23 protein-coding genes and 1 pseudogene are annotated in these 24607 nt (G+C 71.4%); 8 read left to right on the forward strand and 16 right to left on the reverse strand.

The genetic code is table 11. The features are described 5' to 3' along the window. Positions 1 to 54 precede the first annotated feature (54 nt). From MAA44156_RS19180 to mmsB, 3 genes are read left to right on the forward strand one after another with little or no spacing between them, the layout of a single operon-like run. Entirely contained in the window at positions 55 to 1575 is a 1521-nt protein-coding gene (locus MAA44156_RS19180; protein WP_009979009.1) for a CoA-acylating methylmalonate-semialdehyde dehydrogenase, read from the forward strand. A gap of 26 nt (positions 1576 to 1601) precedes the next feature. Continuing rightward, the gene (locus MAA44156_RS19185) at positions 1602 to 2762 is read left to right on the forward strand and encodes an acyl-CoA dehydrogenase family protein (RefSeq protein WP_009979010.1); all 1161 of its coding nucleotides are present in this window, start codon (positions 1602 to 1604) and stop codon (positions 2760 to 2762) included. A gap of 12 nt (positions 2763 to 2774) precedes the next feature. Beyond that, positions 2775 to 3662: a 3-hydroxyisobutyrate dehydrogenase gene (mmsB, locus tag MAA44156_RS19190; RefSeq protein WP_009979011.1), complete on the forward strand. Its 888-nt coding sequence runs from the start codon at positions 2775 to 2777 to the stop codon at positions 3660 to 3662. 75 nt (positions 3663 to 3737) lie between these two features. On the opposite strand, the gene MAA44156_RS19195 is transcribed toward mmsB, so the two are convergent. Genes MAA44156_RS19195 through MAA44156_RS19215 form a run of 5 tightly spaced genes read right to left on the reverse strand, consistent with a single transcriptional unit; the run spans position 3738 to position 8732 of the window. After that, positions 3738 to 4244 carry a MarR family winged helix-turn-helix transcriptional regulator gene (locus MAA44156_RS19195; RefSeq protein WP_009979012.1) on the reverse strand — a complete coding sequence of 169 codons (507 nt, stop codon included), beginning with the start codon at positions 4242 to 4244 and terminating at the stop codon, positions 3738 to 3740. A gap of 8 nt (positions 4245 to 4252) precedes the next feature. Next, on the reverse strand, positions 4253 to 5311 hold the full coding sequence (locus MAA44156_RS19200; RefSeq protein WP_009979014.1) for a pyridoxal phosphate-dependent aminotransferase: 1059 nt from the start codon (positions 5309 to 5311) through the stop codon (positions 4253 to 4255). Then, positions 5305 to 6330, reverse strand: coding sequence for a 3-oxoacyl-ACP synthase III family protein (locus tag MAA44156_RS19205; protein WP_009979016.1), 1026 nt, complete (start codon positions 6328 to 6330; stop codon positions 5305 to 5307). The genes MAA44156_RS19200 and MAA44156_RS19205 overlap by 7 nt, the downstream gene beginning before the upstream one ends. Positions 6331 to 6334: 4 nt before the next feature. Beyond that, a complete protein-coding gene (locus tag MAA44156_RS19210; protein WP_009979018.1) occupies positions 6335 to 6982 on the reverse strand; it encodes a hypothetical protein in 648 nt (215 codons plus the stop codon). Continuing rightward, on the reverse strand, positions 6963 to 8732 hold the full coding sequence (locus tag MAA44156_RS19215) for a thiamine pyrophosphate-binding protein (protein ID WP_121035794.1): 1770 nt from the start codon (positions 8730 to 8732) through the stop codon (positions 6963 to 6965). The genes MAA44156_RS19210 and MAA44156_RS19215 overlap by 20 nt, the downstream gene beginning before the upstream one ends. Positions 8733 to 8825: 93 nt before the next feature. On the opposite strand from MAA44156_RS19215, the gene MAA44156_RS19220 reads away from it, so the two are divergent. Together MAA44156_RS19220 and MAA44156_RS19225 are read left to right on the forward strand one after the other, a co-directional pair. Next, positions 8826 to 9521, forward strand: a complete 696-nt coding sequence (locus MAA44156_RS19220; RefSeq protein ID WP_009979025.1) for an ABC transporter ATP-binding protein — start codon at positions 8826 to 8828, stop codon at positions 9519 to 9521. Continuing rightward, the gene (locus MAA44156_RS19225; protein WP_121035720.1) at positions 9518 to 12016 is read left to right on the forward strand and encodes an FtsX-like permease family protein; all 2499 of its coding nucleotides are present in this window, start codon (positions 9518 to 9520) and stop codon (positions 12014 to 12016) included. Before MAA44156_RS19220 ends, MAA44156_RS19225 begins: the two co-directional genes overlap by 4 nt. On the opposite strand, the gene MAA44156_RS19230 is transcribed toward MAA44156_RS19225, so the two are convergent. From MAA44156_RS19230 to secY, 8 genes are all read right to left on the reverse strand, one after another. After that, complete coding sequence (locus MAA44156_RS19230; protein WP_009979032.1) at positions 12003 to 12629, reverse strand: class I SAM-dependent methyltransferase; 627 nt, start codon at positions 12627 to 12629, stop codon at positions 12003 to 12005. The genes MAA44156_RS19225 and MAA44156_RS19230 overlap by 14 nt on opposite strands. Next, positions 12626 to 13192 (reverse strand): DUF4389 domain-containing protein, encoded by a 567-nt coding sequence (locus tag MAA44156_RS19235; RefSeq protein ID WP_009979035.1) that lies wholly within the window; start codon positions 13190 to 13192, stop codon positions 12626 to 12628. Before MAA44156_RS19235 ends, MAA44156_RS19230 begins: the two co-directional genes overlap by 4 nt. 23 nt (positions 13193 to 13215) lie before the next feature. Continuing rightward, entirely contained in the window at positions 13216 to 14457 is a 1242-nt protein-coding gene (locus tag MAA44156_RS19240) for an FAD-dependent oxidoreductase (protein ID WP_009979036.1), read from the reverse strand. Positions 14458 to 14472: 15 nt separating this feature from the next. Then, complete coding sequence (locus tag MAA44156_RS19245) at positions 14473 to 15192, reverse strand: anti-sigma factor family protein (RefSeq protein WP_003873476.1); 720 nt, start codon at positions 15190 to 15192, stop codon at positions 14473 to 14475. A gap of 33 nt (positions 15193 to 15225) precedes the next feature. Then, positions 15226 to 15753 carry a sigma-70 family RNA polymerase sigma factor gene (locus MAA44156_RS19250; RefSeq protein WP_255250719.1) on the reverse strand — a complete coding sequence of 176 codons (528 nt, stop codon included), beginning with the start codon at positions 15751 to 15753 and terminating at the stop codon, positions 15226 to 15228. 87 nt (positions 15754 to 15840) lie between these two features. Continuing rightward, the gene (gene map / locus MAA44156_RS19255) at positions 15841 to 16641 is read right to left on the reverse strand and encodes a type I methionyl aminopeptidase (RefSeq protein WP_009979040.1); all 801 of its coding nucleotides are present in this window, start codon (positions 16639 to 16641) and stop codon (positions 15841 to 15843) included. A gap of 2 nt (positions 16642 to 16643) precedes the next feature. Further along, positions 16644 to 17189 carry an adenylate kinase gene (locus MAA44156_RS19260; protein WP_003873479.1) on the reverse strand — a complete coding sequence of 182 codons (546 nt, stop codon included), beginning with the start codon at positions 17187 to 17189 and terminating at the stop codon, positions 16644 to 16646. Then, positions 17186 to 18511, reverse strand: coding sequence for a preprotein translocase subunit SecY (secY, locus tag MAA44156_RS19265; RefSeq protein ID WP_003879461.1), 1326 nt, complete (start codon positions 18509 to 18511; stop codon positions 17186 to 17188). The genes MAA44156_RS19260 and secY overlap by 4 nt, the downstream gene beginning before the upstream one ends. A gap of 213 nt (positions 18512 to 18724) precedes the next feature. Here secY and MAA44156_RS19270 point away from each other — a divergent pair, with 213 nt between their 5' ends. Beyond that, entirely contained in the window at positions 18725 to 19636 is a 912-nt protein-coding gene (locus tag MAA44156_RS19270) for a class I SAM-dependent methyltransferase (RefSeq protein ID WP_009979041.1), read from the forward strand. 3 nt (positions 19637 to 19639) lie between these two features. Here MAA44156_RS19270 and MAA44156_RS19275 read toward each other — a convergent pair. Both MAA44156_RS19275 and MAA44156_RS19280 read right to left on the reverse strand, forming a co-directional pair. Continuing rightward, a pseudogene (locus tag MAA44156_RS19275) lies at positions 19640 to 20304 on the reverse strand (GNAT family N-acetyltransferase). A 26-nt stretch (positions 20305 to 20330) separates the two neighbouring features. Continuing rightward, positions 20331 to 21686 (reverse strand): xylulokinase, encoded by a 1356-nt coding sequence (locus MAA44156_RS19280; protein ID WP_011726067.1) that lies wholly within the window; start codon positions 21684 to 21686, stop codon positions 20331 to 20333. Positions 21687 to 21716: 30 nt separating this feature from the next. Here MAA44156_RS19280 and MAA44156_RS19285 point away from each other — a divergent pair, with 30 nt between their 5' ends. Beyond that, positions 21717 to 22697: an NAD(P)-dependent oxidoreductase gene (locus MAA44156_RS19285; protein ID WP_009979044.1), complete on the forward strand. Its 981-nt coding sequence runs from the start codon at positions 21717 to 21719 to the stop codon at positions 22695 to 22697. Then, positions 22694 to 23347, forward strand: coding sequence for an L-fuculose-phosphate aldolase (locus MAA44156_RS19290; RefSeq protein WP_009979046.1), 654 nt, complete (start codon positions 22694 to 22696; stop codon positions 23345 to 23347). Before MAA44156_RS19285 ends, MAA44156_RS19290 begins: the two co-directional genes overlap by 4 nt. A gap of 26 nt (positions 23348 to 23373) precedes the next feature. Here MAA44156_RS19290 and MAA44156_RS19295 read toward each other — a convergent pair whose 3' ends face one another. Continuing rightward, positions 23374 to 24606 carry a zinc-dependent alcohol dehydrogenase gene (locus MAA44156_RS19295; protein ID WP_009979047.1) on the reverse strand — a complete coding sequence of 411 codons (1233 nt, stop codon included), beginning with the start codon at positions 24604 to 24606 and terminating at the stop codon, positions 23374 to 23376. Position 24607 lies beyond the last annotated feature (1 nt).

Here is a 24607-nt window from a genome sequence, read left to right on the forward strand (position 1 = left end):
GATATGCAAGTATCCGCGTCACGTCCCGTGCCGTCCACCACATTCGAGGGCCCCATGACCACGCAGATTCCGCACTTCATCGACGGGCAGCGCACCGCCGGGCAATCCACTCGCACCGCCGACGTCTTCGACCCCAGCACCGGGGCCGTCCAGGCGCAGGTGCCGATGGCGGGCCGGGCCGACATCGACGCCGCGGTGGCTTCGGCCATCGAGGCGCAAAAGGGTTGGGCCGCGACGAATCCGCAACGCCGCGCCCGGGTACTGATGCGTTTCATCGAGCTGGTCAACCAACACAACGACGAGCTGGCCGAGCTGCTGTCGCGCGAGCATGGCAAGACCCTGGCCGACGCCAAGGGCGACATCCAGCGCGGCATCGAGGTGATCGAGTTCTGCGTCGGCATCCCGCACCTGCTCAAGGGGGAGTACAGCGAGGGCGCCGGGCCCGGCATCGACGTCTATTCGCTGCGCCAGCCGCTGGGCGTGGTCGCCGGCATCACCCCGTTCAACTTCCCGGCGATGATCCCGCTGTGGAAGGCCGGGCCCGCGCTGGCCTGCGGCAACGCGTTCGTGCTCAAGCCCAGCGAGCGCGACCCGTCGGTGCCGGTGCGGCTGGCCGAGCTCTTCGTCGAGGCGGGCCTGCCGCCGGGCGTGTTCCAGGTGGTGCACGGCGACAAGGAGGCCGTCGACGCCATCCTGAACCACCCCGACATCCAGGCGGTCGGGTTCGTCGGCAGCTCGGACATCGCCCAGTACATCTACGCCGGGGCCGCCGCCACCGGCAAGCGCTCGCAGTGCTTCGGCGGCGCCAAGAACCACATGATCGTGATGCCCGACGCCGACCTGGACCAGGCCGTCGACGCGCTGATCGGCGCCGGGTACGGCAGCGCCGGCGAGCGCTGCATGGCGATTTCGGTCGCGGTCCCGGTCGGCGACAAGACCGCCGACCGGCTGCGGGCCCGGCTCGTCGAGCGGATCAACAACCTGCGGGTGGGGCACAGCCTGGACCCCAAGGCCGACTACGGCCCGCTGGTGACCGGGGCCGCGGTGGCGCGGGTGCGCGACTACATCGACCAGGGCGTGGCCGCCGGCGCCGAGATCGTGGTGGACGGCCGCGAACGCCGCAGCGACGACCTGACTTTCGGGGACGCCAACCTCGAGGGCGGCTTCTTCATCGGGCCCACCCTGTTCGACCACGTCACGCCCGACATGTCCATCTACACCGACGAGATCTTCGGGCCGGTGCTGTGCATCGTAAGGGCGCAGAACTACGAAGAAGCGCTGGCTCTTCCTTCTCAGCACGAGTACGGCAACGGGGTGGCGGTGTTCACCCGCGACGGCGATGCCGCCCGCGATTTCGTGTCCCGGGTGCAGGTCGGCATGGTCGGGGTCAACGTGCCGATCCCGGTGCCGGTGGCCTACCACACCTTCGGCGGCTGGAAGCGCTCCGGCTTCGGCGACCTCAACCAGCACGGGCCGGCGTCGATCCAGTTCTACACCAAGGTCAAGACCGTCACCTCGCGGTGGCCGTCCGGCATCAAGGACGGCGCCGAATTCGTGATTCCCACAATGGATTAGAACCGAGAAAGAATTCCGGCCCCACTATGTTTACCCTGGACGACGACGAGCGGGTGATCGCCGAGACGGCCGCCGCGTACGCCGCCAAGTGCCTGGCCCCGCACGCGCTGGAATGGGATGCGGCCGAACACTTTCCGGTCGACGTGCTGCGCGAGTCGGCCGAGCTCGGGATGGCGGCGATCTACTGCCGCGAGGACGTCGGCGGCAGCGGGCTGCGCCGGCTGGACGGGGTCCGCATCTTCGAGCAGCTGGCCATCGCCGACCCCACCACGGCGGCGTTCCTGTCCATCCACAACATGTGCGCGTGGATGATCGACAGCTACGGCACGCCCGAACAGCGCAAGGGCTGGGTGCCGCGGCTGGCGGCGATGGACGTCATCGCCAGCTACTGCCTGACCGAGCCGGGCGCGGGGTCCGACGCCGCCGCGCTGAGCACCCGCGCGGTCAGACAGGGCGGCGATTACGTGCTGGACGGCGTCAAGCAGTTCATCTCGGGCGCCGGGGCCTCGGACGTCTACCTGGTGATGGCCCGCACGGGCGGTGAAGGGCCGCGCGGCATCTCTGCGTTCGTCGTCGAAAAGGGTTCTGCTGGGCTGAGTTTCGGTTCGCCCGAGGAGAAGATGGGCTGGCACGCCCAACCCACCGCGCAGGTGATCCTGGAGGGGGTGCGGGTGCCCGCCGACGCGATGCTGGGCGGCGCCGAGGGTGAGGGCGCCGGATTCGGCATCGCGATGAACGGCCTCAACGGCGGCCGGCTCAACATCGCCGCGTGCTCGCTGGGCGGCGCGCAGGCGGCCTTCGACAAGGCCGGGGCCTACGTGCGCGATCGGCAGGCGTTCGGGTCGCCGCTGCTCGACGAGCCGACCATCCGGTTCGCCCTGGCCGACATGGCCACCGGCCTGGAAACGTCGCGAATGATGTTGTGGCGGGCCGCCGGTGCGCTGGACGCCGACGATCCCGACAAGGTCGAGTTGTGCGCGATGGCCAAACGCTACGTCACCGACACCTGCTTCGAGGTCGCCGACAAGGCGCTGCAACTGCACGGCGGCTACGGCTATCTGCGCGAGTATGGTCTGGAAAAGATCTTGCGCGACCTGCGGGTGCATCGCATCCTGGAGGGGACCAACGAGATCATGCGGGTGGTCATCGGCCGGGCCGAAGCGGCGCGGTTCCGGGCCACCGCATAGAAAGGCCGTCGGATGACCGAGCGCGTGGTGGTGGCTTTCCTGGGCCTGGGCAACATGGGCGCGCCGATGGCGGCGAATCTCGTTGCGGCCCAACATGCGGTGCGCGGATTCGATCCGGTGCCCACGGCGCTGTCGGCCGCCACCGCGTCCGGTGTCACCGGTTTCGACACCGCCACCGACGCGGTGACGGGGGCCGACGTGGTGATCACCATGCTGCCCAACGGCGAGGTGGTCAAACGCTGCTACGCCGAGATCCTGCCCGCCGCGCGCCCGGGCGCGCTGTTCATCGACAGCTCCACGATCTCGGTCGCCGACGCCCGCGAGGTGCACGCGCAAGCGCAGTCGCACGGCGTGGCGCAGCTCGACGCGCCCGTCTCGGGCGGGGTGAAGGGTGCGGTCGCCGGCACGCTGGCGTTCATGGTGGGCGGCGAACCCGAGGCACTGGAGCGGGCCCGGCCGGTGCTGGAACCCATGGCGGGCAAGATCATTCACTGCGGCGCGGCCGGGGCCGGGCAGGCCGCCAAGGTGTGCAACAACATGGTGCTGGCGGTGCAGCAGATCGCCATCGGCGAGGCATTCATCCTGGCCGAAAAGCTCGGGTTGTCGGCGCAGTCGCTGTTCGACGTGATCACCGGGGCGACCGGCAACTGCTGGGCCGTGCACACCAATTGCCCGGTGCCGGGCCCGGTTCCGACGTCGCCGGCCAACAACGACTTCAAGCCGGGCTTCGCCGCCTCGCTGATGAACAAGGACCTGGGTCTTGCGATGGACGCGGTGACCTCGACCGGCGCGGCCGCCCCGCTGGGCCGGCACGCCGCGGAGATCTACGCGAAATTCGCCGCCTCCCACGGCGACAAGGACTTCAGCGCGGTCATCGAGATGCTCCGCGGCGCTTGCTAGCACCGAGCGTCACGCTGGCGTGGCACCCGGGCGCGACGGTCACGCTGGCGTGACGCTCGGCGCCGCGGGGCGAGTTCAGAAGTCGCCCGCGTTGCGGCGCAACGTCTCGATCGACGACGCCAGCTGCTGCGACTCGGTGTCGCTCATCCCGATGTCGGCGAACACCTGCTTGTTGAGGGTGACGGTGGCGTCCTCGACGGTGGAGCGACCCAGCTCGGTGATCTGCACCAGCGTGGTGCGCCCGTCGGTGGGGTGCGGCACCCGCTGCACCAGCCCGTCGGCCTCCAGCCGGCGGATCGCGTGCGTCACGCTGGTGACGTGCACCTGCAGCCGGTCGGAGGCCTTGGTGATGGGCAGCGCCCCGGTCCGGCTGAACGCCAGCAGCCGCAGCAGTTCGTAGCGGGAGAAGCTCAGGTCGTACGGGCGCAGCGCCGTCTCGACCCGGGCCAGCAGGATCTGGTGCGCGCGCATCACCGAGGTCACCGCGACCATGCCCGGCGCCACGTCGCCCCACCCGGCGCGCTCCCAGTTGGCCCGGGCGGCGGCGATCGGATCGCGTTCGTGAGGACGTGAGTCGGCCACGCCCTTTCTTACCGCACTTGCCGCTCCAGCGTGGCCTTTCCCACCGCCGACAGCACCGCCACCGTGGAGGCGCGGCTGCCCACCGTCAGCCGGGCCGCGCCGTCCGGGTAGTAGCGCGCCCGGACGCCGCCGCGGGCGAAGACCCGCTGCCACGCGCGTCCCTGCGGATCGGGCGGCAGGTAAACGAAGTTCGCGTGCGCGTCGGTGGTGTAGACGCCCAGCGCGCTCAGCCGCATCCGCAGCCGGCGGCGTTCGGCGGCGATCGACCGGATGCGCCGGGACAGTTCGTCTTCGGCCCGATACGACGCCGTGACGGCGAGCAGGCTGGTGATCGCGATGCCGAACGGCAGCTGCTGGTCCCACAGCGGCCGCGCCAGCCGCGGCGACGCCACCCCGTAGCCGATCCGCAGCCCGGCCAGGCCGTACGCCTTGGAGAAGGTGCGCACCACCACCACATTGGGGAAGCACGCCACCAGCGCCGCCACGTCGATCCGGTGCTCGGGCGCGGTGAATTCGACATAGGCCTCGTCGAGCAGCACGACGGTGTCGCGCGGCACCCGGCGCAGGAACCGGAACACCGCGGCCGCGGGTTCCACGGTTCCGGTCGGGTTGTGCGGCCGGCACAGCACCACCACGCGGGCGCGCGCGGCCGCGTCGGCGAGCCCGTCCAGGTCGTGCTGCCCGTGCTCGTCCAGCGCGACGGCGATGGTGTTCAGCCGGGCCATCCGCGCCACGATCGGATACCCGTCGAAGGTGGGGGTGGCCATCGCGATGGCGTCCCCCGGCGCGGTCAACGCCTGCAACACCTGCAGCATCACGCCGGTGGCTCCGGCGCCCAGCACCACCAACTCGGCCGGCACGCCGATGTGCTCGGCGATCACCCCGCGCAGTCGCTCGGGCAGGAACTCCGGATACCGGTTGGCGGTGCACACCGAACGGATCAGCGCCGCGCGCACCGCCGGCAGCGGCGGGAAGGGATTCTCGTTGAGCGACAAGGCAAACGGGTCGACCGCGTCGGGCAGCGCCTCGCCGATGCCGCCGGCGGCCGGGCGCGGGACGGTCAGCATCCGCCCCGCCCGCCCCAGCGCACCGCGGCGGCGCCGGCGAAATCGCCGGCGTGCGCGAACGCCGCCATCATGACCACCTCCCCGGCCTTGATCCGCTGCTCGGATATCGCGCGGTCGAGGTTGACCGGGATCCCGGCGCCGAACAGGTTGCCGCACTCGTCGAAGGTGTCGAGGTGCCGTGCCGGCGGCAGCTCCAGCGCCTCGCGCCAGTTGCGCAGGAACGCCCGGTTCGGCTGGTTGGTGACCAGCAGGTCGATGTCCTTGGCGGGCAACCCGATTCGATCGCACACCGCCAGCGCCACCTCGGGTACCTGCCGGTTACCGCGGGCCAGCACCTTGGTGATCTTGCTGTCGGTGAAGCCGATGCTGCCCTCGCCGGGCCCGGCCTGCCACCACTTGCGGGGCGGGTCGTAGGACAGCGTCATCTCGCCCGCGTATTCGCCGTAGCTGCGGCACTCGACGTCGAGGACGGGCGAGGAGTCGCCGACGGTGACCAGCCCCACCGCGGCGCCGTCGCCGGGCACCGCCGCCTGCGCCTTGCGCCGGATCGTCGGCTGGTCGAAGAACTGGCCGGCCGCGTTCTGGGCGATCGCGATCAGCGCGGTGCGTCCCTGGCCCGACGACAGCAGTGTGCGAGCCACGTTGAGCGCCAACACGAATGCCGCGCACCCGCCGTTGTTGAGGTCGAGCACCCAGGACGGGCGCATGCCCAGCCGGTGCGCGATGCCGCCGCCCTGGCCGTAGAACGCCATGTCGGGCACCTGGGTGTGGGTGATCAGCACGTCGGCGCCCTCGATGACGTCGTGGCCGTGCCGCTCGATCAAACCCTGTGCCGCGCGTTCGATCATGTCGATGGAGCTCTCGTCGTGGCCGACGTGGTGGCGGTACTTCGGGGCGCGGAACATCACGTTGTCGCGCAGGTCGTCGGATTCGGCGAATTGCGCGTAGTAGTCGGCGGGGATCGGCTCGCCCGGCAGATAGCTGGCGACGTCGATCAGGCTGACGGTCGACGCGTTCATCGCGTCACCTCATCCACACCGGGGTGACCGGCAGGCCGTGCCGATGGCGGTATTCGGCGATCGCCTTGAGGTTGCGCAGCTCCAGCAGATGGCCGGCGCCGAACATGTCCCAGAAGTCGCCCACCCACACCGGGCGCTGCGGCGGCGCGGTCTGCGGGTACGGGTTGTGGTCGTAGAACGGGTGATGGCAATTGGTCCACAGCACAACCGATCTCGGCTTGTCGAGCACGGTCTGGGCGTCGACGACGCGCATCAGGTAGATCATCCACAGGTGGTCGCCCTGGTCCCAGGCGCAGTGGTAGTCCACGGTCCGCGCCTGCGCGTTGGCGACGGTGCGGGTGTAGATCTTGGTTTCCGAACCGAGCCGGTCGTGGGCCAGCCACAGCCCGGGCTCGTCGGTGGGGGTGAACCCGCGCAGGCTGTAGGTCCACTCCTCCAGGCTGCGGGTGTCGGCCATGTACTCGAACAAGTCGTCGGGTGGACAGTCGATGTAGTCGTTGACGGTGCAGTACTGTCCGAAGACCTGGTCGTGCGGGTACACCGACCGCATCATGTCCATGATGATCGGCGTGGCCTTCTCCCGGGGGCTGGTCTCGATGCGGGTGACCCCGTCGATGAGGTCGCCGATGTCCTCAAGCGCTGGCAGCGACATTGGTGCGGATCTCCTTTGTAACTGAATTCTGTTTGACAGCAGCATCTTTGACCGCCGACGTGGTGAGAAACGGGGCGAACGGCGGGATCTCGTCGGCGGCGCACTCGACGCTGACCACCGCCGGGCCATCGACATCGAGCGCCGCGGCCATCGCGGCGGCGAACCCGTCGACGTCGCCGACCTCCACCGACGTCAGGCCGGGGAACATGGCGGCCAGCCCGGCGCCCAGCCGGCTGGGCCGGAAACGGTTGTAGCTGTAGCGGTCGCCGTAGAACAGCTGCTCGCGGGTCACGCACATGGCGTGCGCGTTGTTGTTGAACAGCACGAACGTCATCGGTAGCCGGTATTGCACGGCGGTGTGCACCTCCATGCCGCGCATGAAGAACGCGCCGTCCCCGGCGATGACGACGGTGCGCCCGCCAGGGCGTCCACTATTGTTGCGCCCCAACGCTATTCCAATCCCCGCCCCGAAGCTGTAGCCCATGCCACCCATGCCGAGCGCGACGACGAACCGGCCGTCGCGGCGCACCGGCAGGTAGTGGATCGCGGCCGCGCCGGTGTTGCCGGCGTCGACCACGATGTCGACGCCGCGCGGCAGCACGCCGTCCAGCACCGCCATCGCGTCGCGGTAGCGCACCCCCGGCCCCGTGCACGGCGGCGGCGTCAGCTCGGTCGGCCGGCCCCCGCCTTGCCCGGCCGGCGCGACCGGTCGCCGGTGGCCGCGCAGCGCGCGGATCAGCAGCCGCAGCGAGCCGCGCAGGTCGCCGGTGTGCACGTGGGTGCAGGCGAGATAGGGCGGCGCCGACCCGATCGAGACGGTGCGCACCGCGGCCAGCGCGTCGTCCAGGCCGCTGCGCGCGGTGACCGCCAACCGGGTCCCGACGATGAGGCACACCGCGCTGCCGGCCACCGCCTCGGCCACGTTGCGGTGGCCCATCACACCGGTCACTCCCAGCGTCCGGCCGTCCGGCCCGGGTGCGCCGGCGACGTCCTTGGCGTCCGGCACGGTGGCCACCCGCGCCCCCAGCAGCGCGCGCAGCTCCTCGAGCTCGGCCCGGGCGTCGTCGCGGGCCACCTGTTCGCCGGCGATGATGGCGATCTCGCCGGTCACGCGGCGCAATTGCGCCGCGATCGGGTGCGGGTCGCCGGCCGGGGGCCGCCATTGCGCCGCAATCGGGTCCCGCCCGCCGGGTGCGCCGTGGCCGTTGCGCTCGCCGACGCCGACCCGGGCCTGCTGAATGTCCTTGGGCAACAACAGCACCGCCGGGCCTCCGGCCCGCGCCGCCGAAATGGCCTGCGGCAGAAGCGAAACGATGTCGTCGGGGGTTTGCACCCGCCGGCAGAACACCGAGACCGCCGAGAACAGCGCGCCGGCGTCCAGGGATCCGTTGGCGCCGCTGGTGTCCTGGAAGCTGCCCCGGCCGTCCAGCGCGGCGGCGGGCTGGCCGACCAGCGCCAGCACCGGCACCCGGCTGGCGAGCGACTCGCCGAGTCCGGCCACGAGATTCAGCGATCCGCCGCCCGAGGTCGCGGCCACCACCCCGAGTCCCGCTCCGCTTCGGCTGTATCCGTCGGCCATCGCGGCGGCGGAGAACTCGTGCTTGGCCAGCACCGCGGTGAGCTCCGGCCGGAAATGCGCCGCGTCGTAGAGGTCCTCGATGTTGGCGCCGTCCACCGCGAAGAGGTGGTCGGTTCCGATCGCCGCAAGGTGGCCGACGATGTGGTCGACCACCCGGTGCCTTCCGAGCATGTGGGAAGACACGAGGCGGGCCGCCGATGGGTTCACGATCGTCGCGCGGCCGGGGCCGGTGAACCGTTCGTCGGCCGTCACCGTGGTGCCTAGATGACCATCGAAATGGCCGGCGTGGTGCGCGAGTACCGGGTGGGCGGTCAACCGGTGCGGGCCCTGGACCGGATCAGCCTGCAGCTGGCCGGTGGGCAGTTCGTGGCGGTCGTCGGGCCCTCCGGCGCGGGCAAGAGCACGTTGCTGCATCTGCTGGGCGCGCTGGACTCCCCCGACTCGGGTTCCATCCTCTTCGACGGCGAGGAGATCGGCCGGCTCGGCGACGAGGCGCAGTCGCGGTTCCGCCATCGCCGGGTGGGCTTCGTGTTTCAGTTCTTCAACCTGTTGCCCACCCTGTCGGCCTGGGAGAACGTGGCGATCCCGCGGTTGCTCGACGGGGTGCGGCTGGGTCGGGCCAGGCCGGACGCGCTCCGGCTGCTGGAGCGGGTGGGCCTGGGCAACCGCACCGAACACCGGCCCGCGGAGCTGTCCGGCGGCCAGATGCAGCGGGTCGCGGTGGCGCGGGCGCTGATGATGGACCCGCCGCTGATCCTGGCCGACGAGCCGACCGGCAACCTGGATTCCTCCACCGGCGCGGCCATCCTGGAGCTGCTGGCCGAGGTGGCGCACGAGGGCGGCGGTGACCGGCTGGTGGTGATGGTGACCCACAACAGCGACGCCGCGGCGGCCACCGATCGGGTGATCACGCTGCAGGACGGCCGGGTCGGTTCGGACGTGCTGGCGGTCGCCGGGTGAGGTCGGGGCGTGCGGTCACGGCCGCGGCGAGCCGGCTGCGCGTGTTCAGCCTGCGCGAGCTCGCTGTGCATCGACGCCGCACCACCGCGTCGATCGCCGTGATGGCCGTCTCCGCAACGTATTTGGTGGCGGTCTTCGGCATCTTCGGCTTGATCACCGGATCGGTGAGCCGGCTGGCCGACGGGATCGCCGGGGTGGCCGCGCTCGAGGTCTCCGGCATCACCGACGCCGGATTCGCCGACTCGGTGCTGGCCGATGTCGCCGCGGTGCCCGGGGTCGCCACCGCCGCGCCGATGATCCGGACGACGGCGGCCACGCCGTCCGGGCCGGTCCTGCTGCTGGGCGTCGACGCCCGCACCGCCGCGCTGGGCGGCGCCCTCACCGACGCGGTGTCGCGACCGGTGCGGGAGCTTTCCGCGTCGCCGGACGGCGTGCAGGTGGGGCCGCGGGCCGGGTATGCGAAAGGTCAAGCGTTCCAACTTGGTTCGGCCCCGGTCACCGTCACCGAGGTGCTGGCCGGCAGGCAGTTCGCCGAACTCAACGGCGGACACTATGTGCTGGCGCCGCTGGCGTTGGCGCAGCGCGTCACCGCGCGCGCCGGACAGCTGGACTCGATCCTGATTACCCTCACGCCGGGCGCCGACCCGGCCGCCGTCCGCGCCGCGGTCGGCGCCGCCGTGGGCGGGCGGGCGATCGTGGCGGCGCCCAGCTCGCGGGCGGCCCGCGCCGGCGACGGCGTCCGGCTGATGAATTACATGGCGCTGCTCGGCGCGGCGGTGGCGCTGGTGGTCGGCGCGTTCCTGATCTACACCACGATGACGATGGCGATCACCCAGCGCCGCCCCGTCATCTCGATGCTGCGCGCGCTGGGCGGGCGGCGCCGCGCTGTGGTCGGCGACCTGCTCGCCGAGGCCGCCGTTCTCGGGCTGATCGGCGGGGCATTGGGGTGCGGCGCCGGAATCCTGGCCGGGCGCATGGCAATTGGCCGGCTGCCCCGGGCCGTCACGCAGGGACTGGAAGCCCGCGTCGAGTACTGGCTGCCCGGCTACGCCGTCCCGCTGGCGCTGGCGGCGACGGCGCTCACCGCCGTGGCGGCCGCGGCGATGGCCGCGCGGCAGGTGTACAAGGTTTCCCCGGTCGAGGCGCTGGCGCCGGTCGGGGCGTCGGCGGCCGACGCGGTGCCGCCGTGGCTGCGGGCCGCCAGCGGGGTCGGCGCGCTGGCGCTGTTCGCGGTGGCGGCCCTGGCGGTCCCGGCCGGCGCCCCGACGGGCGTGCTGCTGGGCGCCGTGCTGGTCGCCGAGCTGACGGCGGGCTTCGCGCTCACCGTGCCCATCGTCACCGCCACGTCCGCGCTGTCCCGCGTGTTCGGGTCGTGCGGTGCGCTCGCCGCCGCGACCATCCGGCGCGCACCGCGGCGGGTGTGGGCCACCGTGATGACGGTGTTGATCGGGGTGCTCACCACGGTGGTGATCACCGGCACCAACGCGGACATGATCGGGTCGGCGCGCGCCATCTTCGCGCCGGTCGCCGAGGCTGACGTGTGGGTGAGCGCGGATCCGCCCGACAGTTTCCCCACGGATGTTCTGCCGCAAGGGCTTTCGGAAAGACTCGCCGCGCTGCCCGGTGCGGCGCGGGTGACCGAGGGGGCGTGCGGGTTCGCCGTCGTCGCGGGCACCCGGGTGCTGCTGGACGGGTTCGCCGCGGGCAGCAGGGACGCGTTGTTCCGCGCGCTCGACGACCGGGTGCGCGCCGAGGTGCTGGCCGGGCGGGGTGTGGTGCTCACCCAGAATCTGGGCAAGGCGCTCAACGTGCGGGCCGGCGACCGGCTGCGGTTGCAGACCCCGCACGGCCCGCGGGAGGCGGCGGTGCTGGCGGTGGTGCCGTTCTTCTCGACGGTCATCGGCACCGTCGGGATGGATCTGGCCCAGCTGCGGGCATGGTTCGATCGCCCGGCGGCGACGACGCTGCAAATCACGGCGGCCCCGGGGGTGGATCCGCGGCGGCTGCTGGCTGACGTCCGCGCGACGGTGCCGGCGCCCAACCACGTCTACGACGGCCGCGCCGCGCTGGCCGGGCTGCAGGCCCCGCTGCACCAGAGCATGTTCATCGCCAACGCGGTGTGGATCATCGTGGTGGCGGTGGCCGCGGTCGCCCTGCTCAACACGTTGACGCTGTCGGTGACCGAGCGGCGCCGCGAGATCGGTGTGCTGCGGGCGATGGGCGCCGGCCGCCGGTTCATTCTGCGCATGGTGCTGGCCGAGGCGGCCGGAATCGGTTGTGTCGGCGGTGGTTTGGGGTTTCTGCTCGGGCTGGCGGACCAGTGGTTGTTCAGCCGCATCAGCGGGGACATGATGAACTTCCCGGTGGCCTTCCGGCTCAGCCCGCTGGCGCTTGCCTGCACCGCCGGGGCGCTGGGGATCACCCTGCTCGGTTCGGTGCCGCCCGCGCGGCGGGCGGCGCGGCTGAACATCATCGAGGCGGTCAGCGTGAACTGAGCACGGCGAATCCCTGCAGGTGGGGTTTGCACGGGAAGGGCACCGGGGTGCGGGGCACGCTGCGCAGCATCGAGGTGTCGAACCCGGCGGCGGCGATGGCCGCCCCGGTCCGCCGGTTGGGTTCGCAGCCGCCGGCCAACCAGGACCACGGCCGGGCGATCAAATCCTGCAGCCGGCCCGTCAGCCCGTCCCCGCGCACATGCTCGAGTACCACCAGCCTGCCCCCGGGCACCAGGACCCGGCGGATCTCGGCCAGGGTGGCCCCCACGTCGCGCACCGAGCACAGCACCAGCCCGATGTGCACCGAGTCGAAACTGTTGTCCGGGAAGGGAATCGACTCGCCGGACCCGGCGACCACGTCGACCGCGACCCCCTGGCGGGCGGCCAGCCGGGCGGCCATCCGGCGAAACGACGCCTCGGGCTCCACGGCCGCCACCGACGTCACCGCGGCGGGCAGGAACATCAGGTCGGTGCCCGGCCCCAGGCCGACCATCAGCAGCCGCCCGGTGGCGTGACTCATCGCCTGCCGCCGATACCGCTGGTAGAAGAGCCGGTCGAACACCGGCTGCCCGAACCGGTACACGTAGGGGAACAGCACGTTGCGGAATCTCATCGGGAGCCCAGATCCATTCGGAACGGCGGATATTCGTCGCGCATCAACGACACGTAGACGGCCACCCGGTACCGCCACCGCACGACGCCCATCAGCAGATCGAACATGCCGGGCGGGACGGTGCCGGTGCACAGCAACGTCAGCGCGGCGGTCAGGCACAGCACCTGCAGCAGCGGCTCCATCGACCAGCAGACCAGCACGTGCGGGATCGCCAACAGCCACTTGACCGGCACCGCAAGCCTTTTCAGCCGTCGCGGATAGTCGACAGCGAGGTCGCCAGGATAGTCGGGCGAGGTCGCGAGCGTGAACGGCGGGTATCGGTCCGTGCTGTTCATCGGGAATCGGTAGTTCATCAGCCGCCAGGACCAGCGCAGCACGCCGACGTTGAAGTCGAAGAGCCGCCGCGGATACCGACCGGTGCAGATGATCGCGATCCCGGCGACGACGGTGCACAGCGGGTACACCAGGTAGAGCCCGATCAGGATCGGGTAGTGCGGCACCGCCAGCACGCACCACTTCACCAGCCACAGCCAGCGCGACGGGGCGTCGAAATCGCCTCGCACCCTTATGGATTCGCCCGGTCCGTTCACCGGCGTGACGGAATCTTCGGCGCTTCCCCCAAGCTGCGGTTGATCGCTTCCCCCACGCTGCGGTTGATGTGGTCGGACATGCGGCGGTGGCTGGTCCAGCGCAGGAACATCGTCAGCGCGGCGGCCTGCAGCCGGTCGGAGACCAGCGCGGCCGGGCGCAGCACGGCCTCGCCGTGCGACACCGGCAGCGAGGCCACCCAGGACACCGCCCGGACCCGGCGGCGCCGGGTCTTCTCGTACCAGCGCAGCGCGTTCGCGACGTCGGCCTGGCCGCCGGGTGTCCCCCGCCCGAAATCGGCCAGCGCCTGGCACAGCACCATCGTGTCGAGCAGCGCCTGGTTGGTCCCCTGCGCCAGGGTGGGCGGCATGGTGTGCGCGGCGTCGCCGAGCAGGGTGACCCGGCCCCGCCCGGGGGGCGGGATCGGATGCCGAAAATGCGGGAACGGCGACGCGGCCAGATCCTCGTCGGTCAGGATCGCCAGCACCCGATCGACCGGCTCGGACCATCCGGCGAAGTGCGAGCGGATCGTCTCGATCGGGTGTTGCGGCCGGACGAACCCCGTCGACCACGGCAGGTCGAACCACCACTGCACCTCGGCGCCGCCGGCCGGCCACAGGCCGAGGTTTCCGCTGCCGCCGATCATCATCAGGGCGGCGTCGGACTCGGCGATCTCCGGGAGGCTGACCAGGCCCTGCCAGCTGCACCAGCCGGTCGCCTTGGCGTGCCGGGCGCCGACCCACTCGCGCACCATCGAGTGCAGGCCGTCGGCGCCGATCAGCACGTCGCCCTCGGCCACGGTGCCGTCGGTGAATTCGACGCTGACCCCGTCGCGGGAGGTGGCCAGTGCGACCGCGCGGCGGTCACAGTGGATGCGCCCGGTCGGGAATCCGTCCAGCAGCCGTTCCAGCAGCACCCGGCGCGGCACCATCCGCACGGGCGCGCCCAGCCGCCGCGCCATCGCGGTCACGTCCAGCGTGGCCAGCGGCCGGCCCGTCGACGTCACCGCCCCCACGCTGGACAGCTGCCGGCCGGCGCCGTCCATCTCGACGCCCAGCTGGCGCAGCACCGTCTCGCCGTTGGACCACACCGTCACCGCGCCGCCCGCGGCCGCCAGCCGGGGGCGGCGCTCGAAGACGGTGACGTCGTGGCCGTCGCGCAGCAGTCCGCGGGCCACCGAGATGCCGGCCACGCCGGCGCCCACCACCAGCACCCGCAGCGGACGCGCGTCGCCGACCACGCTGGCTCCGATCGTTTACAGGGAACGCTGCAGCAGCACCTGGCCGCTGTCGGCGGCCACCACTTGCACGGCGGCGATCTGGTCCACCGGCGTCGAGATCGACCCCGCCGGTGACGCGGTGTGGCCGGGCACGGCCACCCAGGTCGCCAGCCGGGTGCGGCTGCCGTCGCGGCCCACCACCACCATCGCCAGGGTGTCGTGGTGGGCGTTGAGCGGGGCCAGGCACACGCACCTCAGGTTGATCGAGGTGCCCCAGTGCTGGCCGCTGACCTGCACGGTCGAGGTCAGCAGGGTGGTGCCGACCTGGGCCATCGGCTCGGCCGACGCGGTCACCTGCCGGGCCGGAGTCGACGACCACCCCTCGAGGCCGACGAACACGCCGATGGCCAGCACCGCCGCCGCGGCAGCCGATGCCACCCAGGTCGCCACCCGGCCGCGCCGGCGCCGCCGGCGCACCGCGGTCAGCAGGGACGGCAACAGGTCGGCGGACAGCTGCGGGGCGGGGCCGGCCTCGTCGATGGCGGCCACTTCGTCGTGGTCGAGCCGGGACAGCAGCGCGGGCACCCCGCTGATGTCGGCGACCGCCTCGCGGCAGCCGCGGCAGTGGGCCATGTGTTGCTCGAATTCGCGGCGCTGCGCGGCGGACAACGAACCCAGCACGTACGCGGCATCCCACATCGCGTAGCGGTCTTCGGGAGGGCCGACGTCGTGCACCGGCGTCCTCATTTCATCCATGTCTGCTCACCCCTCAAACATTCGGAAAGTCCCTCATCGGGTGACCCCGAGTTCCTGCAGAGTGAGTCGCAACGCCCGCACCGCATAGTGTAGTCGCGACTTCACCGTTCCCTCGGCGATGCCGAGGTCTGTAGCTATCTGCGCGGTGGTCCAACCGCGGTAGTAGGACCGTTCGATCACGGCGCGGTGCTCGGCCGACAGCTGGGCCATCGCGTCGGCGATCAGCAACCGGTCCAGCGCCGCGTTGACCTCGTCCGGCGTGGACTGTTCGGGCGCCCCCGCGGTGTCGGTCGAGCCGACCACGTTGCGGAACCGCGCGCTGCGCCGGTCGTCGATGATCATGTTGCGGGCCACCGTGAACAACCACGCCCGGGCCGAGCGCTCGGTGTCGCCGATGACCTCGGGATGCTGCCAGGCCCGCAGCAACGTCTCCTGCACCACATCCTCGGATTGGCTCGCGTCGCCGGTCAGCCGCAGCGCGTAGCGCCACAGCACCGCGGCGTGTTCGTCGTAGAGCGCCTTCATCAGAGCGGCCTCGGCGGTCCCGGACGCCCTGGAAATGCCGACCACACGAGCCACTCGATCACCTCCTGCCGGGGAAACGAGCCCGGCGAAGGTTCGGTTCAACGGCCCCGACCCGGTGCGCCCCTACCCGAGCGTCAGGATGCGCGGCCCGGCGTCGGTGACGGCAACGGTGTGCTCCCAGTGTGCCGCACGCGAGCCGTCGGTGGTGATGACCGTCCACTGGTCGTCGAGCACCACGGTCTTGCCGGTGCCCAGGGTCAGCATCGGCTCGATGGCCAGCACCGAGCCGGGGGCCAGCAGCGGACCGCGGCCCGGCGAGCCCTCGTTGGGCAGGAACGGGTCCATGTGCATCTGCCGGCCGATGCCGTGCCCGCCGTAGCCCTCGACGATGCCGAACGCCCGTCCGTGCCGGGTCTCGGCGGCGCGGGTGCCCAGCTCGATGGCGTGCGAGACGTCGGTCAACCGGTTCCCGGGCACCATCGCCGCGATCCCGGCTTCCAGCGACTCCCGGGTGGCCTGGCGCAGCGCCTCGTCGGCCGGGTCCAGGGCGCCCACCCCGAAGGTGATCGCCGCGTCCCCGTGCCAGCCGTCCAGCACCGCGCCGCAGTCCATCGACACCAGGTCGCCGGGCGCCAAAACCTCTGCGCCCGAAGGGATTCCGTGCACCACCCGGTCGTTGACGGAGGCGCAGATGGAGGCCGGGTAACCGTGGTAGCCCAGGAACGACGGCACCGCGCCGGCATCCCGGATCACCGACTCGGCGATCTGGTCCAGGCTCAGCGTCGACACCCCGGCGACCGCGGCCGCGCGGACCGCCTGCAGCGCGGCGGCCACCACCGCGCCCGCGGCGGCCATCGCGTCGAGTTCGCCGTCGCTGCGCTGCGGCACCACCTTGCGGCCGCGCAGCCGCGCCAGCGCGTTCATCCCTACTTGCCCAGCGCGCGCAGCGCCCGGGCGAACACCTCGTCCAGGGTGCCGACGGCGTCGACCGTCTTGAGCTGGTCGCGGTAGTAGTCCAGCAGCGGCGCCGTCTCGTCGCGGTACACCTTCATCCGGTTCAGGATCACCTCGTCGGTGTCGTCGGCCCGGCCGCGCGCCTTGAGCCGCGCCAGCAGCTCGTCCTGGGACACCCGGAACTCCAGCACCGCGTCGATGTCGGTGCCGCGGCGTTCCAGCATCTCGTGCAGCGCCTTGGCCTGCTGCAACGATCGGGGAAACCCGTCCAGGATGAAACCGTTGGCGGCGTCCGGCTCGCTGAGCCGGTCGTCGACGAGCTGGTTGGTCAGCTCCGCGGGCACCAGGTCGCCGGCGTCCAGGTAGCGCTTGGCCTCCAGCCCCAGCTTGGTCCCGTTCTCGATGTTGCTGCGGAACAGCTCACCGGTGGAGATCTGCGGGATCCCGAGCTTCTCGGAGAGCTTCTGGGCCTGCGTCCCCTTGCCCGCTCCCGGCGGCCCCAGCAAAACGACTCTCACTTGAGGAACCCTTCATAGTTGCGCTGCATGAGCTGACTCTCGATCTGCTTGACCGTATCCAAGCCCACGCCGATCATGATCAAGACCGCGGTACCGCCGAACGGCAGGTTCTGCACCGCCCCGCCGTTGCCGATCTGCAGGAACAGGTTGGGCAGCACCGAGATCGCACCCAGGTAGATGGAGCCGGGCAAGGTGATCCGGCTCAGCACGTAACGCAGGTAATCCGCGGTGGGCTTGCCCGGCCGGATGCCGGGGATGAAGCCGCCGAACTTCTTCATCTCGTCGGCGCGCTCGTCGGGGTTGAACGTGATGGACACGTAGAAGTACGTGAAGAAGATGATCAGCCCGAAGTAGATGCCGATGTAGACCGGGTCGCTGGGGTCGGACAGGTAGCTGCCGACGAACTTGTCCCACCAGCTGTTGCCGACGCCGCCGCTGCCGCTGCGGATCAGCTGGGTGATCAGGTGCGGGATGTAGATCAGCGAGGACGCGAAGATCACCGGGATGACGCCGGCCTGGTTGACCTTGAGCGGCAGGTACGTCGAGGTGCCGCCGTACATGCGCCGGCCCACCATCCGCTTGGCGTACTGCACCGGGATGCGGCGCTGCCCCTGTTCGACGAACACCACGCCGACGATGATGATCAGCGCGGCCACCAGCACGGCGGCGAAGATCATGCCGCCGCGGCTGTCCAGGATGGTCTTGCCCTCGGCGGGGATGCGCGCCGCGATACCGACGAAGATCAGCAGGGACATGCCGTTGCCGATGCCGCGCTCGGTGATCAGCTCGCCCATCCACATCACCAGCGCCGCGCCGGCCGTCATCACCAGCACGATGACGACGAGGGTGAAGATGGATTGGTCGGCGATGATGTCCAGTGAGCAGCCCTGCAGCAGCCCGCCGTTGGCGGCCAGCGCCACGATGCTGGTGGCCTGCAGGATGGCCAGCGCGATGGCCAGGTAGCGGGTGTACTGCGTCATCTTGGCCTGACCGGACTGGCCTTCCTTGCGCAGTTCCTCGAAGCGCGGGATGACGACGGTGAGCAGCTGCACGATGATGCTGGCGGTGATGTAGGGCATCACCCCGACGGCGAACACGGTGAGTTTGAGCAACGCGCCGCCGGAGAACAGGTTGATCAGCGAGTAGATCTGCCCGGCCGCGCCGCCGCTGGCTTCCTTGATGCACTGCTGGACGTTGGGGTAGTTGACGCCCGGGGACGGCAACGCGGCCCCGACCCGGTACAGGACGACGATACCCAGCGTGAAGAGGATCTTCCGTCTCAGGTCGACTGTCCGCAGCGATGAGATGAAAGCCGAAAGCAACTCTTCCTCCTGCGCAGCCGGGATTTCCTGCATCACGCGCCCAACACCCGCAGGCCAGGACGTACGGCCCGACTCAATTACAGCGCGTCAAACCGTGTACGAGACTAACAGCTGGTCCGGCCGGGTCCGGTCAGGGCCTTTCCAGGAAGCCGTAAGCCGCGGGGCGTACAGTGCGGATGAATCGTTGCATTTGCTAAGTAACTTGGGAGCAGCATGACACGCACCGACCAAGACAGTTGGGACCTGGCCTCGAGCGTGGGCGCGACGGCGACGATGGTGGCCGCGGCCCGCGCGCTGGCCAGCACGGGCGAGCGCCCGATCATCAACGACCCGTTCGCCGCGCCGTTGGTGCGGGCGGTGGGCCTGGATTTCTTCCGCCGCCTGGTCGACGGCGAGGTGGCGCCCGCGGATCCGCAACGCGGGGAACGCGACCTGCAGCTGGAGACGGATTCGATCGCGGTGCGCACCCGATTTTTCGACGACTTCTTCACCGGCGCCGCCCGGGACGGAATCCGCCAGTCGGTGATCCTGGCCGCCGGGCTGGACGCCCGCGCCTACCGGCTGGACTGGCCGGCCGGCGCCGTGGTGTACGAGGTCGACCAGCCCAAGGTGGTGGAGTTCAAGACCAACACCATGGCGGCGCTGGACGCCCGCCCGGCCGCGCAGCTGCGCACGGTCAGCATCGACCTGCGTGAGGACTGGCCGGAAGCATTGCGCGCCAACGGTTTTGATGTGACACAGGCGACGTCGTGGAGCGCGGAGGGCCTGCTGATGTACCTGCCGCCGGAGGCACAGGACCGGCTGTTCGACAACATCACCGCCCTGAGCGCGCCCGGCAGCCGGCTGGCCACCGAATATCACCCGGACGCCACCGGCACGACGATGGCGCAGCGCGCGCAGGAGTTCAACGACCGGTGGGCCAGGGTGGGCTGCGACATCGACCTGTCCGGGCTGTTCTTCGACGGCGAGCGCAGCAACGTCGTCGAGTACCTGACCGGGCGCGGATGGCGGGTCAGCGCCCGGCCACGCCGGGACCTGTTCGACGACTACGGCCTGGCCTACCCCGAGGACGACGAGACGGCGCAGTTCCCCAACATCGTCGCCGTGAGCGCCGAGTTGGGCTGACCGTCAGGCGGGTTTGGCGGCGGGCGCCCGGACGACCAGCGGGACGGCGGGGAAACACCACGCCATCTCGGTGCGCGACTTGCGCAGCGCGGCGGTGCCGTAACCCCGCTTGCGGAAATCGGGGTGGATCCAGATCCGCACGTTGACCTCGCCATTGAGCAGCTCGCCGAACACCATGCCGACCTTCTGACCGGAATCGACGGCGACGAACCAGGCGGCCTCCTCGTCGTCGAGGCGGGCCGTCGCCGCGCGGATCTCGTCGTCGAGGTCGCCGGCGGGCCCGCCGGATCCGTCGCCGGCCGAGCCCATGTCCTGGGTGCGGGCGGCGAAGATGTCGCGGTCCTCGGTGGCCGAGAACGGGCGCAGCTCCAGGGTCTCGCCCGAGCTGGCCGGGCGCTCGCCCACGGTGAAGCTCAGCTGCTTGTTCAGGTCCTCGAGTTCGGCCAGGATCTTGCGCCGCGAGTCGATGGTGAGCTGATCGAACGACATGCCCATCACCGCCTCGGCGGCCAGGTGCGAGGTGTCCAGCAGCGCACGATCGCCTCCACCGCGGCCGCCTTGTTCTCCGATTCCACCACCACGTCGGCGATTTCATGCCGTCGTTCCAGCGCTTTCAACAGGGCATCGGCGATTTCCCGGCGGGCGGCTTTGCGGTCCTGGTCGGTCATTGCACCAGCCTAGAACGCCGGTGCGGCTACCGCGCCACAACCGCGGGACACGGGCGGTTTCCCAACTCCAGGAACCGTTGGTAGCGGTCCTGCACCGGGGCGGCCCAGGCCGGGTCGGGCTCGACGACGCGCTCGGTGCGCACCCAGCGCGCGGCGTCGGTGAGGGTGGTCTCCAGGCCGGCGGCCATCCTGGCCAGGAACGCGGCGCCCAGCGCGGCGCCCTCGGCCACCGCGGACACCTCGACCGGGTGCCCGGTGGCATCGGCGATGGCCTGCAGCCACGGCCCCACCCGGGTGCCGCCGCCGGTGGCCACGATGCGCGACACCGGCGCGCCGGACAGCTCGATGAGCTGGCGCACCACGAACCCGGACGCCTCGTAGGCGGCCCGGCGCAGCGCGGCGGCGTCGTGGGTCAGGTCCAGCGCCTCGAGCACGCCGCGGCGGTCCGGGTCGTGGAACGGGCTGCGCTCGCCACGCAGGTAGGGCGCGAACACCGGCACCCGCCCGGGCTGGGCGGATGCCGGATCCGCTTGTGCCACAACGCGATCCACCCAGCCGAGGAACAGCCCGCCGGCGTTGCTGGCGCCGCCGATCTGGCTCTTGCCCGGCGTGGTGTGCGGGATGGTCCACAGCCCGGGCATCTGCCGGGCCTGGGAAATGGTGGCCCACACGATCAGCGTGGTGCCGCACATCACCAGCACGTCGCCGTCGCGGTCGGCGCCGGCCACGAGCTGTTCGCACAGCGCGTCGATAGCGCCGGTGGCCAGCGCCGCGCCGCCCGGCAACTGCCCGACGACGGCGCCCATGCTGTGCACCCGCGGCATCTGCTCGACGCGCGCGCCGCGCTCGGCGCACGCGGCGGCGTCCCAGCCGGTCCCGTCGAACAACGGGAAGGCGGTGGCGGCGGTGGCGACGTCGATCACCGCCTGGCCGGCCAGCGCGTGGTTGGCCACCGCGGGCGCCGGCCAGTAGCCGGCGGCACCGGGAGCGCGGGCCGCCGTCCAGCGCAGGAACTCGGCGGCCTCGCCCAGCGCGGGCAGCGGCTGGTTTTGCGGGCCGCCCGGGGTGCGGCCCCGGCCGTCGCCGTAGAGCAGTCCCGGGGTGATCGGCGTGCCGGAGTCGTCGACCGCCGTCATCGACGGCACCATGGCCGCGACCGCCACCGCCGCGACGCCGGGCTGGTGCAGCAGTTCGTCCAAGGCGGCCGACGGGCCACGCCGCCACGCCGCCTCGGCGTCGTGCTCGAGCCGGTCGGGTGCCGGTATCCGCAGTTCGTGCGGGATGCGCACGCGGGCCATGACCCGGCCGTCGGCGTCGGCGGCTAACGCCTTGACCGCGGTGCTGCCGACGTCGATGCCGATTGTGACGTCCTTGCGTGACACGGGCGTCACCGTACGCCAGCATTGGCAGGCGTGACGTCCAAACCGCGCGCCTTGGTGACCGCCCCGCTGCGCGGGCCGGGCCTGGACAAACTGCGGGCGCTGGCCGAGGTGGTCTACGACCCCTGGATCGAGCAGCGCCCGTTGCGCATCTACAGCGCCGAGCAGCTGGCCGAGCGGATCGCGGCCGAGGAAGCCGAAATCGTGGTGGTGGAAAGCGATTCGGTGCGCGGCCCGGTGTTCGAGCTCGGTGTGCGCGCGATCGCCGCGACGCGCGGCGACCCCAACAACGTCGACATCGACGGCGCCACCGCGGCGGGCATCCCGGTGCTGAACACCCCGGGCCGCAACGCCGACGCCGTCGCCGAGATGACCGTGGCGCTGCTGCTGGCCGCCACCCGTCACCTGCTGCCCGCCGACGCGGATGTGCGCGGCGGCAACATCTTTCGCGACGGCAGCATCCCGTATCAGCGGTTCCGCGGCGGCGAGATCGCGGGCCTGACCGCGGGGCTGGTGGGCCTGGGCGCGGTCGGCCGCGCCACCCGGTGGCGGCTGAGCGGGCTGGGTCTGCGGGTCATCGCGCACGACCCCTACCACCCCGAGGCCCGGCACGGTCTGGACGAGCTGCTGGCCGAGTCCGACGTGGTGTCGCTGCACGCCCCGGTCACCGACGAGACCACCGGCATGATCGGCGCCGAGCAGTTCGCGGCCATGCGCGACGGCGTGGTCTTCCTCAACACCGCCCGCGCCCAGCTGCACGACACCGACGCGCTGGTCGAGGCGCTGCGCGCCGGCAAGGTGGCCGCCGCCGGGCTGGACCACTTCGTCGGTGAGTGGCTGCCGACCGATCACCCGCTGGTCGGCATGCCGAACGTGGTGCTGACCCCGCACATCGGCGGGGCCACGTGGAACACTGAGGCCCGGCAGGCGCAGCTGGTGGCCGACGACCTGGAAGCGCTGCTGGCCGGCGCGACGCCCGCCCACATCGTCAACCCGGAGGTGTTGGCCCGATGAAGTTCGTCGACGACCCGGAACAGGCGGTGCTGGACGCCGCCAAGGACATGCTGCGCCGCGGCCTGGTGGAGGGCACCGCCGGCAACATCTCGGCGCGCCGCTCCGACGGCAACATCGTCATCACGCCATCATCGGTGGACTACCGCGACATGCAGCTCGACGACCTGGTGCTGATCGACCCCGCCGGTTCGGTGCTGCAGGCCGCGCAGGGCCGCTCGCCGTCCACGGAGATGCAGCTGCACCTGGCCTGCTTCGCCGCGTTCGACGACATCGGCTGCGTCATCCACAGCCATCCGGTGTGGGCGACCATGTTCGCCATTGCGCACCAATCGATTCCGGCGTGCATCGACGAGTTCGCGGTGTATTGCGGCGGCGACGTGCGCTGCGCCGAGTACGCCGCCTCCGGCTCCCCCGACGTCGGCGCCAACGCGGTCAAGGCGCTGCAGGGCCGCGGCGCCGCCCTGATCGCCAACCACGGCCTGGTGGCGGTGGGCCCGCGGCCCGACAAGGTCCTGCACATCACCGCGCTGGTGGAGCGGACCGCCCAAATCGTCTGGGGCGCAAGGGCTCTCGGCGGTCCGGTGCCAATTCCCGAGGACGTCAACCGCAACTTCGCCGCGGTGTACGGCTATCTGCGCGCCAACCCCTGACGCCTCGGATCCCCTGGCGCGCTGGGCTAACGCTGGTCGAACGCCACCTTCACCGCGCCGGTCCGGCCCTGGTCGGCCAGGGCATGGAACGCGTCGCGCCAGCGGTCCAGCGTGAACGTGTGGGTGAGCATCGGGCGCAGGTCCACCCGCCCCGCCGCGGCCAGGTCGAGGTAGTGCGCGATGGCGTGCCGGCGCTGCCCGTCGACCTCCTCGACCCCGAAGGCGTTGGAGCCGACCAACGCGATCTCCTTGAAATACAAGGGGCTGTCCTCCCAGCGCTCGGGCGCGTGCACACCGGCCTTCACCAGGGTGCCCCGCGACCGCAGCAGGCGGACGGCGACCTCTAACGTCTCGGGTTTGCCGACGGTGTCGTAGACGACGTCGACCGCGCCGGGGTGGGCCATCGGCAGACCCAGCAGCGGCCGGCGCAGCCGGCCACCGCCCCAGCCGACCAGTTCTTCGATGACGGCCGTACGCGGTTCGTGCGCAACGACTTTGGCGGCGCCGAAGCGCCGGGCCAGCTCCGCCTGGGCGTCGAAGCGGGCCACCACGGCCACGGCGACCTCCGGGTAGAGCGCCCGCAGGATCGCCACCGCGCACAGCCCGAGCGAGCCGGCGCCGTACACCAGCGCCCGCCCCGAGCGGGGCGGCGGGTGGCGCGTGATCGCGTGCAGCGACACCGAGAACGGGTCGGCGAACACGGCCATCTCGTCGGGGACCCGCTCCGGCACCGCGAACAGCATGCTGTCGTGGGCCGGCATCAGCTCGGCGTAGCCGCCGGTCACGTCGGCCGAGACGCCGGTGTGGATGCCGGGTTTGAGGTCGCCGTCGGCGAAGCTCCAGCACAGGCTGTAGTCGCCGGCTTCGCATGCGGGGCAGGGCGGTTGGATGCCGCGCGGCCCGCAGGACAGCCACGGGTTGAGCACCACCCGCTGCCCCACCGCCAACCCCCGCGCCCCGGGTCCCAGCGCCACCACGTCGGCCACCACCTCGTGGCCCATGACTTGCGGGAACGAGCAGAAGGCGGACATGGCGTTGTCGGCGTCGCCCTCGCCGAAGTCCATCAGGATCTGCTTGGCGTCCGACCCGCAGATGCCGGTCAGCCGCGGCCGGGTGAGCACCCAATCCTCGTGCGGCAGCACGGGTTCCGGCACGTCGCGCAGCCCGGTCGGGGTGCGGGCCAGGTTCTGGACCAGCGGGTTGGCGTCGTCGGGCACCGCGACGGGCTCCGGCGCGACGCCATAGACCAGTGCCTTCATG

Source organism: Mycobacterium avium subsp. avium (assembly GCF_009741445.1).
GTDB lineage: Bacteria > Actinomycetota > Actinomycetes > Mycobacteriales > Mycobacteriaceae > Mycobacterium > Mycobacterium avium.

Coding starts and splice junctions, on each gene's coding strand:
- MAA44156_RS19180 (WP_009979009.1), top strand. CDS start 55: ATGACCACGCAGATTCCGCACTTCATCGACGGGCAGCGCACCGCCGGG.
- MAA44156_RS19185 (WP_009979010.1), top strand. CDS start 1,602: ATGTTTACCCTGGACGACGACGAGCGGGTGATCGCCGAGACGGCCGCC.
- mmsB (WP_009979011.1), top strand. CDS start 2,775: ATGACCGAGCGCGTGGTGGTGGCTTTCCTGGGCCTGGGCAACATGGGC.
- MAA44156_RS19200 (WP_009979014.1), bottom strand. CDS start 5,311: ATGCTGACCGTCCCGCGCCCGGCCGCCGGCGGCATCGGCGAGGCGCTG.
- MAA44156_RS19205 (WP_009979016.1), bottom strand. CDS start 6,330: ATGAACGCGTCGACCGTCAGCCTGATCGACGTCGCCAGCTATCTGCCG.
- MAA44156_RS19210 (WP_009979018.1), bottom strand. CDS start 6,982: ATGTCGCTGCCAGCGCTTGAGGACATCGGCGACCTCATCGACGGGGTC.
- MAA44156_RS19215 (WP_121035794.1), bottom strand. CDS start 8,732: ATGCTCGGAAGGCACCGGGTGGTCGACCACATCGTCGGCCACCTTGCG.
- MAA44156_RS19220 (WP_009979025.1), top strand. CDS start 8,826: ATGACCATCGAAATGGCCGGCGTGGTGCGCGAGTACCGGGTGGGCGGT.
- MAA44156_RS19230 (WP_009979032.1), bottom strand. CDS start 12,629: ATGAGATTCCGCAACGTGCTGTTCCCCTACGTGTACCGGTTCGGGCAG.
- MAA44156_RS19245 (WP_003873476.1), bottom strand. CDS start 15,192: ATGGATGAAATGAGGACGCCGGTGCACGACGTCGGCCCTCCCGAAGAC.
- map (WP_009979040.1), bottom strand. CDS start 16,641: ATGAACGCGCTGGCGCGGCTGCGCGGCCGCAAGGTGGTGCCGCAGCGC.
- MAA44156_RS19270 (WP_009979041.1), top strand. CDS start 18,725: ATGACACGCACCGACCAAGACAGTTGGGACCTGGCCTCGAGCGTGGGC.
- MAA44156_RS19290 (WP_009979046.1), top strand. CDS start 22,694: ATGAAGTTCGTCGACGACCCGGAACAGGCGGTGCTGGACGCCGCCAAG.
- MAA44156_RS19295 (WP_009979047.1), bottom strand. CDS start 24,606: ATGAAGGCACTGGTCTATGGCGTCGCGCCGGAGCCCGTCGCGGTGCCC.